The sequence below is a fragment of the Corynebacterium sp. HMSC072D12 genome, from assembly GCF_001813925.1.
GTDB lineage: Bacteria > Actinomycetota > Actinomycetes > Mycobacteriales > Mycobacteriaceae > Corynebacterium > Corynebacterium aurimucosum.
In genome coordinates this window covers 20,318-30,591 of record NZ_KV814381.1, presented here as the reverse complement: position 1 = coordinate 30,591, position 10,274 = coordinate 20,318, and the positions used below count along the sequence as shown (strand labels likewise).

10 protein-coding genes and 5 tRNA genes are annotated in these 10,274 nt (G+C 58.8%); 5 read left to right on the top strand and 10 right to left on the bottom strand.

Features of this window, described 5'->3' with window-relative positions:
• Positions 1–76: 76 nt before the first annotated feature.
• Entirely contained in the window at positions 77–1,345 is a 1,269-nt protein-coding gene (gene murA, locus HMPREF2943_RS00720) for a UDP-N-acetylglucosamine 1-carboxyvinyltransferase (protein ID WP_070448154.1), read from the bottom strand.
• Positions 1,346–1,366: 21 nt separating this feature from the next.
• Positions 1,367–2,206 (bottom strand): acetate metabolism transcriptional regulator RamA, encoded by an 840-nt coding sequence (gene ramA / locus HMPREF2943_RS00715; RefSeq protein WP_010189033.1) that lies wholly within the window; start codon positions 2,204–2,206, stop codon positions 1,367–1,369.
• Between the two features lie 253 nt (positions 2,207–2,459).
• Between ramA and cysK the strand changes: the two genes are divergently transcribed.
• Both cysK and epsC read left to right on the top strand, forming a co-directional pair.
• Positions 2,460–3,398, top strand: a complete 939-nt coding sequence (gene cysK / locus HMPREF2943_RS00710) for a cysteine synthase A (protein ID WP_290206601.1) — start codon at positions 2,460–2,462, stop codon at positions 3,396–3,398.
• Between the two features lie 118 nt (positions 3,399–3,516).
• The gene (gene epsC / locus HMPREF2943_RS00705; protein ID WP_141756069.1) at positions 3,517–4,080 is read left to right on the top strand and encodes a serine O-acetyltransferase EpsC; all 564 of its coding nucleotides are present in this window, start codon (positions 3,517–3,519) and stop codon (positions 4,078–4,080) included.
• Between the two features lie 18 nt (positions 4,081–4,098).
• On the opposite strand, the gene HMPREF2943_RS00700 is transcribed toward epsC, so the two are convergent.
• The 5 genes from HMPREF2943_RS00700 to HMPREF2943_RS00680 all read right to left on the bottom strand — a co-directional run bounded on the left by HMPREF2943_RS00700 (position 4,099) and on the right by HMPREF2943_RS00680 (position 5,063).
• Entirely contained in the window at positions 4,099–4,401 is a 303-nt protein-coding gene (locus HMPREF2943_RS00700; protein ID WP_070645661.1) for a GNAT family N-acetyltransferase, read from the bottom strand.
• A gap of 55 nt (positions 4,402–4,456) precedes the next feature.
• A tRNA-Phe gene (locus HMPREF2943_RS00695) sits at positions 4,457–4,529 on the bottom strand.
• 20 nt (positions 4,530–4,549) lie between these two features.
• Positions 4,550–4,623 (bottom strand) — tRNA-Asp (locus HMPREF2943_RS00690).
• A 253-nt stretch (positions 4,624–4,876) separates the two neighbouring features.
• Positions 4,877–4,953 (bottom strand) — tRNA-Asp (locus tag HMPREF2943_RS00685).
• A gap of 34 nt (positions 4,954–4,987) precedes the next feature.
• Positions 4,988–5,063: transfer RNA gene (locus tag HMPREF2943_RS00680), tRNA-Glu, on the bottom strand.
• A gap of 83 nt (positions 5,064–5,146) precedes the next feature.
• On the opposite strand from HMPREF2943_RS00680, the gene HMPREF2943_RS00675 reads away from it, so the two are divergent.
• Positions 5,147–5,479: a metal-sensitive transcriptional regulator gene (locus tag HMPREF2943_RS00675; RefSeq protein ID WP_070443848.1), complete on the top strand. Its 333-nt coding sequence runs from the start codon at positions 5,147–5,149 to the stop codon at positions 5,477–5,479.
• A gap of 76 nt (positions 5,480–5,555) precedes the next feature.
• Here HMPREF2943_RS00675 and HMPREF2943_RS00670 read toward each other — a convergent pair.
• Both HMPREF2943_RS00670 and HMPREF2943_RS00665 read right to left on the bottom strand, forming a co-directional pair.
• Positions 5,556–5,628, bottom strand: a tRNA-Lys gene (locus HMPREF2943_RS00670).
• A 91-nt stretch (positions 5,629–5,719) separates the two neighbouring features.
• Positions 5,720–7,222, bottom strand: coding sequence for an acetyl-CoA hydrolase/transferase family protein (locus tag HMPREF2943_RS00665; RefSeq protein WP_070710534.1), 1,503 nt, complete (start codon positions 7,220–7,222; stop codon positions 5,720–5,722).
• Positions 7,223–7,398: 176 nt separating this feature from the next.
• On the opposite strand from HMPREF2943_RS00665, the gene dusB reads away from it, so the two are divergent.
• The gene (dusB, locus tag HMPREF2943_RS00660; protein WP_070443854.1) at positions 7,399–8,544 is read left to right on the top strand and encodes a tRNA dihydrouridine synthase DusB; all 1,146 of its coding nucleotides are present in this window, start codon (positions 7,399–7,401) and stop codon (positions 8,542–8,544) included.
• 64 nt (positions 8,545–8,608) lie between these two features.
• A complete protein-coding gene (gene phoU, locus HMPREF2943_RS00655) occupies positions 8,609–9,337 on the top strand; it encodes a phosphate signaling complex protein PhoU (protein ID WP_070443858.1) in 729 nt (242 codons plus the stop codon).
• Positions 9,338–9,480: 143 nt separating this feature from the next.
• Here phoU and pstB read toward each other — a convergent pair whose 3' ends face one another.
• Complete coding sequence (pstB, locus tag HMPREF2943_RS00650; protein ID WP_070443861.1) at positions 9,481–10,254, bottom strand: phosphate ABC transporter ATP-binding protein PstB; 774 nt, start codon at positions 10,252–10,254, stop codon at positions 9,481–9,483.
• Positions 10,255–10,274: the final 20 nt, after the last annotated feature.

Genomic DNA, 10,274 nt, shown 5'->3' with positions numbered 1-10,274 from the left:
GCACACCCCCAACAAACAACAAATCCCCAGTTCAACCGTGGGATTGAACCGGGGAAACGTCGCCAAGCACGGCGCCTTAGTAGAGCTCTTCCTCCTGAGTGCGCTCGATCGTGGCGCCCAAGGCCTGGAGATTCTCCACAAAGTTGGGATAGCCGCGATCTATGTGGAAGACATCGTGCACGGTGGTCGTCTCATCCGCACACAGTGCAGAGAGCACCAACCCGGCGCCTGCGCGGATATCGGAACTCCAGACATGCGTCGAAGACAGACGCTCCTGCCCGCGGATGACTACGTGGTGTCCATCAACTTGGGCATCGGCGCCAAGGCGGAGCATCTCATCGACGAAACGGAAGCGCGATTCGAAGACATTCTCCGTAATGATGGAGGTGCCTTCCGCCACGGCGGAAAGACCAATAGCAATAGGCTGAAGATCCGTAGGGAAACCGGGGTACGGCAGGGTTTGATAATCCACGGCGCTCGGGCGACCGTCCATGCGCACCCGGAAACCGTTCACATAGTCCTCAATGTCAGCGCCGGCAGACTTGAGCTTTTCCAGCGGCAGGTGCAGGTGCTTAGGAGCAATGCCACCCACCGTAATATCACCGCGAGTCATCACAGCAGCATAGGCCCAGGTACCCGCAACGATGCGGTCGCCGATAACCTCGTGCTCTGTTGGTTGCAGCTTGTCCACTCCCCGAATGGTGATGGTGGATGTCCCCTCCCCAGAGATATCGGCTCCCATCTCCTTAAGCATCGTGCACAAGTCGACGATCTCCGGTTCGCGGGCGGCATTGTGGAGTTGAGTTTCACCATCAGCAAGCACGGCGGCGGTAAGAATGTTCTCCGTCGCGCCGACGGAAGGGAAATCAAGCCGGATATTTGCCCCGTGGAGACGATCAGCTTCCGCCACCACAGCACCGTGTTCGATGCGTGTGCGCGCACCCATCTTCTCCAGCCCGGACTGGTGCATATCCAAGGGGCGGGAACCGATGGCGTCACCGCCTGGCAATGCCACCTTCGCGTGACCGCAGCGCGCGGTCAACGGTCCCAGCACACACACGGAAGCGCGGAATTGACGCACCGCATCGAAGTCCGCGTTGGAGTGCAGCTCGGCCGGGGTGGTGATGCGCACGGTGTGGCCATCAATCTCCACGGTGCAGCCAAGGCCCTCAAGGACCTTTCGCATTAGAGGGACATCGAGAATCTCAGGACAGTTGGTCAGCGTGGTGGTGCCCTCCGCCAACAGTGCCGCAGCCATCAGCTTCAGCACACTGTTTTTAGCACCGTCAACCTTGACGGTGCCCTGCAGGCGCGCCCCACCGGAGACAATAAATTGGTCTTTCACGCCCACCCAACTTACCTACAATCAGGGCAACGCGCCTATACGACGGGCCGCATTAACCGCCTCATAGCGAGTATGCGCACCCAATTTGCGCATGACAGAACGCAGATAGGACTTCACAGTTTCGGCACCAATGCCCATCTCCTCGGCAGCCTCAACGTTGGTATGGCCAAGGGCGACGCAAGAAAGAACATCGAGTTCGCGCGCGGACAGCTTGGTGGACTGCTTCACACGGACCGGAGAGACCATCTGATCACACAGTGCCTCAAGCTCCTTGCGAAGGTCTTCATCATTGACGCGGTTAGCCAGCATCCGCAGCTTGGAGTGCGTCGAGCGTACCTGCTCCCATTCGGCACCGTTCATCACATGGCCGCGCGCAGCACCACCCTTACCACCATCGGCCCGGCGCAGTGCGGAATTAACCGCCAAATCCTGCTCGAGGCAGCGGGCAGTCATGGTGACCTCCTCGATCACCTTGTCACCCAAGCGCACCGGCGAATGAACACCGACATAGAGGACTCCACGGATCTCACGCTGAACGGTAACTGGGACCGCCACGATGGAGTGCAGGCCTTCGTCTTGAATATAGCGATCATTCTCATGGCTAATCGTGGTAGCGCGGGTGTAATCGGAAACACCAACCGCGCGGCGAGTACTAACAACGCGCCCGCCGACGCCCACGTTCGCGTCAATCACCAAGTTCTGCAAAGCCGGGGTCCGCAGACCTACCCACTGGGTAATCTGCAGGCGATTATCCGGCAGCAAGGTTCCGTACATCGTGACGGGGATTCCCGTTGCAGTCTTCAGCGACGAGAGCGCTGCGCGTACGGCTTCGTCGTCATCCTTGAGTCGGTGCGGCTCCATGAGACTCTCTCTTACTCGGGGGTAACCAGCAGGTGCACCCACATTCCCCGCCTGAAACGGGGGTAGGTGAACACTATTTGCGAAGTATAACCGGCCGACGGGGGTAATTCTAAATCACGGCCCACCCTTCTCCTCCACCCCGAATCCCACATACGATGCCCGAATGCTCGGTTCAGAATTTATATACCACTCTGTCTACCGTTGGGGTGTAAGGTGTCTGCTGTACATCAGAAGTTATTTTCAAGGAGTCCACATCGTGGCTGTATATGACAACATTCTCGAGACCATCGGCGGCACCCCGCTCGTCCGCCTCAACCGCCTAACCGAAGGCCTCGGCGCTGAGGTCCTCGTGAAGGTTGAGTCCTTCAACCCCGCAAATTCCGTCAAGGATCGCATCGCCAAGGCGATTGTCGACACCGCCGTAGAATCCGGCGAGCTGAAGCCCGGCGGCACTATCGTCGAGGCCACTTCCGGCAACACCGGTATCGGCCTGGCGCTCGTCGGCGCAGCTCAGGGATACAAGGTCATCCTCACCATGCCGGAGACCATGTCCAACGAGCGCAAGGTTCTGCTGCGCGCTTATGGAGCAGAGATCGTCCTCACCCCGGGCGCTGCGGGCATGAAGGGCGCCGTAGAGAAGGCCAACGAGATTATCGCCGAAACCCCCAATGCCATCCTGGCTTCCCAGTTCGCCAACGAAGCCAACCCAAAGATCCACGAGGCAACCACCGGTCCTGAAATCTGGGAGGACGCCGAGGGCAAGGTTGACGCCTTCGTGGCTGGCGTCGGAACCGGCGGCACCGTCACCGGTGTTGGTCGCTACCTGCGCTCTCAGAACCCGGATACCTACCTCGTAGCCGTAGAGCCCTCCGATTCCCCTGTTCTGTCCGAGGGCAAGGCTGGCCCGCACAAGATTCAGGGCATTGGCGCTAACTTCGTCCCAGAGGTTTTGGACCGTGAGATCCTCAACGAGGTTCTTACCGCAACCACCGAGGAATCGGTGTCCACCGCCCGCAAGCTGGCCACCGAAGAAGGCCTGCTCGTTGGTATCTCTTCCGGCGCCAACGTCTCTGCAGCACTCAAGCTGGCCGCTCGTGACGAGTTCAAGGGCAAGACCATCGTCGTTGTCGCCCCGGACTTTGGTGAGCGCTACGTCTCCACCATTCTCTTCGAGGACATCCGCGAAGCTTAAGGAATAGTCAACATGGCTCTCCGCGGGACGTCGCCAAGCACGGCGCCGTGATGAGCCTCCGAATAAAAGCGCCCTCTGTGCTAGGGGGCGCTTTTTCTTTCTGGATAGGATGGTTCGCATGCACATCTTGAAGATGATTCGTGAAGACCTCGCCAACGCGCGCGAGCATGACCCGGCCGCGCGCGGCGACGTCGAGAATGTCGTGGTCTATTCCGGCCTCCACGCTATTTGGGCGCACCGCATCGCCCACCGCATGTGGAAGCATGGTTGGCGCGGCCCCGCACGTATCCTGGCACAAGTAAACCGCTTCTTCACCGGTATTGAGATCCACCCTGGTGCCACCATCGGCCGCCGTTTCTTCATTGACCACGGCATGGGCATCGTTATTGGTGAAACCGCCGAAATCGGCGATGGCGTGATGCTCTACCACGGGGTCACGCTCGGCGGCCAGGTGCTCACGCAGACCAAGCGCCACCCAACGATCGGGGACAACGTGACCATCGGTGCCGGCGCCAAGGTACTAGGCCCCATCACCATCGGCGAAGGCTCCGCAGTAGGCGCTAACGCCGTGGTGACGAAGGATGTGCCCGCTAATCACACCGCTACGGGTATTCCGGCTAAGAACCGTCCTCGCAAGAAGAATGAGCGCATCAAGCTGGTGGACCCGGACTACTACATCTAAGGGCCCCAGAACCTGTCCTTAGAGGCTGCCCTCACGCTTAGTCAGACGCTGGTATTCAGGGTTCTTCTCAATAAACCGCGCTACGGCACTGCACGTTGGGATGACTTGGCGGCCTACCGTCGAGTCATCATCCAACGCCGCCTTAATGAGCGGCTTGGACAGGCCTTGGCCTTGAAAGGCCTCAGAGATTTCCGTGTGCGTGAACTCGCGCGTGGCTGCGGAGTCACTGTATTCGGCAAAACCCGCTTCCTCGCCATCGACGGTAATAACGAAGCGGGATTGATCGGTTTGGTGCGCAACAGAAGTAGTCATGCCGCCCATTAAACCAAAAAATGCACCAAAAAAGCCCCCTCCAAAAATGGAGGGGGCTATCTTGTGGCCAGAGCCAGGATCGAACTGGCGACCCCACACTTTTCAGGCGTGTGCTCTACCGACTGAGCTATCTGGCCAGAAGCCACTAGGACTTCGGCGACCCTGACGGGACTTGAACCCGCGACCTCCGCCGTGACAGGGCGGCGCGCTAACCAACTGCGCCACAGGGCCATTTTTAGTTTTCTCTTGTGCGCTGGGCACGAATAAGTACTCTACACACAGCTAGATAAGCACAGCAAATCAGCACGTCAGACTCAGTTTTACCGTGCACTAGACCTCGGTATACAGCCCACCCCACAGCACCTAGACCTATAAGCTTTCCCGCTCCACCGGCGGCATGCGCCAGCAGGATTAATCGCTGACGGAGACAAAACGACGCAAGCCCCGAGGCTTGTTTCTCTAACAATGCCTCGAGGCTTGAATATGGCGACCCTGACGGGACTTGAACCCGCGACCTCCGCCGTGACAGGGCGGCGCGCTAACCAACTGCGCCACAGGGCCATATATATTTACTTGTGTGCCAACACAAAGGTGTTGGTACCCCCAACGGGATTCGAACCCGTGCCGCCGCCGTGAAAGGGCGGTGTCCTAGGCCGCTAGACGATGGGGGCCCGTTGCCTTGAGGCAACTTTGTAAAAATATACTGTAGACATCCTTACTTAACCAAATCGCCCCGGCAGAAAGGTGAAAAACTATGACTGACCAGCGAGATACCTGTTCCTGCCATGAGCCGGGTGTACACGGCTACAACTCCAATGACGATCAAAAGGCGAAATACTTAGCGCGCCTCAAGCGCATCGAAGGGCAAACCCGCGGCATCCACCGCATGATCACAGAGGACCAATACTGCATTGACATCATCACGCAGATCTCGGCGGTAACCTCCGCGCTCGAGAATGTCTCCCTGGCGCTCCTGGAGGACCACATAGAGCACTGCGTGGCAGGAGCCGCTGCCGAGGACGGGGAAATAGCCTCAGAGAAGCTAGAGGAGGCTATGCGGGCCATTCGGAAGCTCGTCAAAAGCTAACAAACCCCAGCCGCATCCCTGCAAGCTCAACGCCCCTAAAACTACTCAAAGAGCCGCCCGAAGGCGGCTCTTTTTGTGGGCCCTGCGGGGCTCGAACCCGCGACCTGCGGATTAAAAGTCCGTAGCTCTACCAACTGAGCTAAAGGCCCAACGCCCAACCATCTTAGTAGGTCGCACTAAAGAAAACGAAATGGCCCTCACCTCCAGCGGAAAGGGCCACTACCTAGCAGAGATACGCAATTAGCCGCGCATGTCACCCTTCTCCATGAAGTTCACCTGGAAGTCAAAAGCGGTCTTCAGATCGTGCGGGGTGTGCTGGAACTTATTCGCCTTGGCACGCTCGAAGTACTCCTCCAGCAGCGGACGGTAGTCCGGGTGCGCCACGGCGATAACCTTCTCCACGCGCTCCTTCGGAGCCAGGCCACGCAGGTCCGCAACACCATACTCGGTGATGATGACCATGGTGTCGTGCTCAGTGTGGTCGGTGTGAGACACGAAAGGCACGATGGCGGAAATAGCGCCGCCCTTTGCCACCGACGGGGACACGAAGGTGGAGATGTAGGCGTTACGGGTGAAGTCACCCGAGCCGCCGGTACCGTTCATGATGCGGGAGCCGGAGACGTTGGTGGAGTTGATATTGCCGTAGATGTCGCCCTCAATCATGCCGTTGGAGGAGATCAGGCCAACGCGGCGGATAACCTCCGGGTGGTTGGACACCTGCTGTGGGCGCAGGATGATGTGCTTGGCGTAGCGCTCAGCCTCAGCGTTCATCTTGTCCGCATACTCCGGGGACAGGGCGAAGGAGGTAGCAGAGGCGACGGTCATCTTGCCGGCGTCGATAAGATCCAGCATGCCGTCCTGGATAACCTCGGTGTAGGCCTGAATGTTTTCGAACTTGGAATCCAGCAGGCCGGCCATCACTGCGTTCGGGACGTTGCCCACACCGGACTGCATGATGAACTTGTCATACTCCAGGCGTCCGGCAGCAACCTCGCCCTCGAGGAACTCAATGAAGTTCGCAGCGATCTTCTCAGAGACCTCATCCGGGGCCTTGAACGGAGCATTGCGGTCCGGGGCGTTGGTCTTGACTACAGCCACGACCTTCTCTTCCGGGATCTCAATGTAGGTGGTACCAACGCGGTCAGCCGGCTTGGTAATCGGGATCGGCTGACGGTTCGGCAGCTTCTCAATGCGGTAGATATCGTGCATGCCCTCGAGGTTGAGGGACTGCCACTCATTGATCTCAATGATGATCTTGTCGGCGGCCTCGATGTACTCGAGGTTGTTACCTACTGCGGAGGAGGGAACGATATTTCCCTTCTCATCGATACGCACGGCCTCAATAATGGCTACCTGGAAGTCACCGTAGAAACCTTCCTCCACCTGCTGGCCAGAGTGTGAGAGGTGAACATCCTGGTAGAGGGCGGAGCCATCGTTGAAGCGGCCGCGCAATGCCGGATCAGAGTTGTATGGGGAGCGGAAGCGAATGGCGTTTGCCTCAGCCAGGACGCCATCGCAGTCCGGGGCGGTAGAGGCACCGGAGAAGACGTCGATCTTGAATTCCTCCCCCGCCTCGTGGGCCGCCTTTGCCTTTTCCGCGATAGCGGTCGGCAGGGCCTTGGGGTAGCCAGCACCGGTAAAGCCGGAGATTCCCACACGATCACCATGGTTGACGAACTGTGCGGCCTCGTCAGCGCTCATCACGAGCTTCTCAAACGGCGCGTATGCAATTCTCTCAGACATTAGTCCTCCTTTTATGTGCAGAAACGACCTACGTTACGGTCCTTTCCTATTAGTTACATGCACCACACTAGCGAATCAGTGGCGAATTTACCGCACTCTGCCCCAAACCGTGTGCACACCTCACTTTCCTCATCAGAATTTGCCACCCCAGGCTCTTTCCGCGCACAATTGGCGGAGTGACTCTTGCAATCGGAAAAATCCAGCTCAACTCCCCCGTTGTCCTCGCCCCCATGGCTGGCGTGACCAACGTGGCTTTTCGCGTGCTGTGCCGTGAGCAAGAGATTGAAAAGACCGGGACTGTCTCCGGGCTCTACGTGTGCGAAATGGTCACCGCTCGCGCCTTGGTCGAGCGCAACCCCAAGACCCTGCACATGACCACCTTCGCTCCCCAAGAACAGCCCCGCTCGCTGCAGCTGTACACCGTCGATCCGGAGTACACCTACAAGGCTGCCAAGATGATCGTGGATGAGAACTTGGCGGACCACATCGATATGAACTTTGGCTGCCCGGTCCCCAAGGTCACGCGCCGCGGCGGGGGTTCTGCCCTTCCTTATAAGCGCCGCCTGTTTGGCAACATCGTCTCCGCCGCAGTCAAGGCGACTGAGGGCACGGATATTCCAGTCACGGTGAAGATGCGCGTCGGCATTGATGAAGAGCACAAGACACACCTCGATGCCGGGCGTATCGCTGTGGCGGAAGGAGCCGCAGCAGTTGCTTTGCACGGGCGCACTGCCGCCCAGCGCTACTCCGGTCACGCCGACTGGGGCGAAATCGCCCGCTTGAAGGAGCACTTGGCAGACACAGGCATCCCAGTCTTGGGCAACGGCGATATCTTCAAGGCAACCGATGCGCACGACATGATGGAGCAAACTGGATGTGACGGCGTCGTGGTGGGCCGCGGCTGTTTGGGCCGCCCGTGGCTTTTTGCGGAACTCTCCGCCCACCTGCGGGGTGAACCAGTACCGGAAGAGCCCACGCTAGGCGAAGTCACGCGCATCATGCTCCGCCACGCAGAGCTTCTAGCCCAGCATGAGGGCGAGGCTCAAGCCAGCCGCGATATTCGCAAGCACATTGGCTGGTACCTGCGTGGTTTTCCCGTGGGCGGCCAGGTACGTGCGGGCCTTTCTCGCGTCAATTCCTTGGAGGATCTGCGCGAACTGCTGGCGCCGTGGGCCGACTCGCCTGCGCTTGCCGACGACGCCGATGGTGCCCGCGGCCGCCAGGGCTCACCCGCCAAGGTAGTCCTTCCCGAGGGTTGGCTCGATGATCCGGAGGATGCCACTGTGCCGGAAGGCGCGGAGATTATGCACTCCGGCGGCTAACCGCGATTATTCAAACTTGTTGTTCGACAGGCACTAGACCAATAGTTCAGCTAAAGTACGTGGCATGCGCGCTGCTTACCGTGAACAGTTGGATAATTTTTCTCATGATCTCATCATCATGAGCACGACCGTCCATAAGCTGATGGCCCTCGCCTCCCAGGCGTTAATCAAGGCCTCCCTGCAACCGGCTGAGGAGGCTGTGTCACTGCGCGATGAACTGGATGAGGTGCGCTCGCGGTGCGAAGACCGCGCGGTCTCCCTGCTAGCCTTGGAAAATCCGATGGCCAAGGATCTCCGCCAGGTCATCTCTTCCATCTATATTGTTGAAGACTTTTATCGCATGGGCCGCCTGTCCCAGCACATTGCAACGAGTGCCCGCCGCCGCCACCCCGAGCCAGTGGTACCAGCAGACATCATGGGCTACTTCGAGGAATATGCGCGCCTCGTTCTCGATATGTCCGCGGGGCTCAAGGACATCCTCATCACCCGCGATCCGGAGCTAGCCCTTCGGTTGACCGAAGATGATGATGCCGTCGATGACATCAACCATCACCTGCTGCGCATGCTGACCCAGCGGGAATGGAAAGGAACAGTGCGCCAGGCCGTGGAAACCTCGCAGCTATCGCGTTACTACGAGCGTTTCGCCGATCATTGTGCCGCCGCTGCCGGTCGCATTATTTATCTTGCAACGGGCCTGGACCCGGACCGCTATATGCGCAAGCGTGATCAGGAGCAACGCGAAGCCGAGCTAGAGGCCCGCATGGCAGAGCTGGAGCGCCAGTTCCATCACTAGATGAGGCTCATGCTCGAAATAGCTGCCGATCCACCGCTAGTAACACCTAGCTCATCCTGAAAACACAAAAGCCGGTGCCCACTCCTAGACCTTAAACAGTCGAGAGAGGGCGCCGGCTTTCGGCACTATGGCGCTATCGGTGTTTAGCCAAAGCGGCCGGAGATGTAATCCTCGGTGTCCTTCTTGGAGGGGTTCTCGAAGATCTTGGTGGTGTCATCAAACTCGACGAGGTGGCCCGGCTTTCCGGTGGCTTCTAGAGAGAAGAAACCGGTCTTATCGGACACACGGGCTGCCTGCTGCATGTTGTGGGTGACGATAACGATGGTGAAGTTTTCCTTCAGCTCGTGGATGAGGTCCTCAACAGCCAGGGTAGAAATCGGGTCAAGTGCCGAGCACGGCTCGTCCATGAGGAGGACCTCCGGTTCCACGGCAATCGCACGGGCGATGCACAGACGCTGCTGCTGTCCACCGGACAGGCCGCCGCCCGGCTTATCCAGGCGGTCCTTAACCTCATCCCAGAGGTTGGCGCCGCGCAGAGACTTTTCGGCAACTTCCTTCAGTTTCTTCTTGTTCTTCTCGCCGGAGAGCTTCAGGCCGGCAACAACGTTGTCCTCGATAGACATCGTGGGGAACGGGTTAGCCTTCTGGAAAACCATGCCGATGGTGTTGCGAACGGATACCGGGTCAACCTTGGCGCCGTAAATATCTTGGCCGTCCAAGAGGACCTCGCCCTTGACATAGGCGCCGGGGATGACCTCGTGCATACGGTTCAAGGTGCGCAGAACGGTGGACTTACCGCAGCCGGAAGGGCCGATAAAGGCGGTCACGGCCTTCGCCGGAATTTGCATGTTGACGTTCTGCACGGCGTGGAAGTCGCCGTAGTAAATGTTCACGTCATTGAGCTCAAGCTTAGACATTAGGAGTTTCTCCTCTTAAG

Coding starts and splice junctions, on each gene's coding strand:
- HMPREF2943_RS00665 (WP_070710534.1), bottom strand. CDS start 7,222: ATGTCTGAGAGAATTGCATACGCGCCGTTTGAGAAGCTCGTGATGAGC.
- pstB (WP_070443861.1), bottom strand. CDS start 10,254: ATGTCTAAGCTTGAGCTCAATGACGTGAACATTTACTACGGCGACTTC.
- phoU (WP_070443858.1), top strand. CDS start 8,609: ATGCGCGCTGCTTACCGTGAACAGTTGGATAATTTTTCTCATGATCTC.
- HMPREF2943_RS00700 (WP_070645661.1), bottom strand. CDS start 4,401: ATGGGCGGCATGACTACTTCTGTTGCGCACCAAACCGATCAATCCCGC.
- epsC (WP_141756069.1), top strand. CDS start 3,517: ATGCACATCTTGAAGATGATTCGTGAAGACCTCGCCAACGCGCGCGAG.
- ramA (WP_010189033.1), bottom strand. CDS start 2,206: ATGGAGCCGCACCGACTCAAGGATGACGACGAAGCCGTACGCGCAGCG.
- HMPREF2943_RS00675 (WP_070443848.1), top strand. CDS start 5,147: ATGACTGACCAGCGAGATACCTGTTCCTGCCATGAGCCGGGTGTACAC.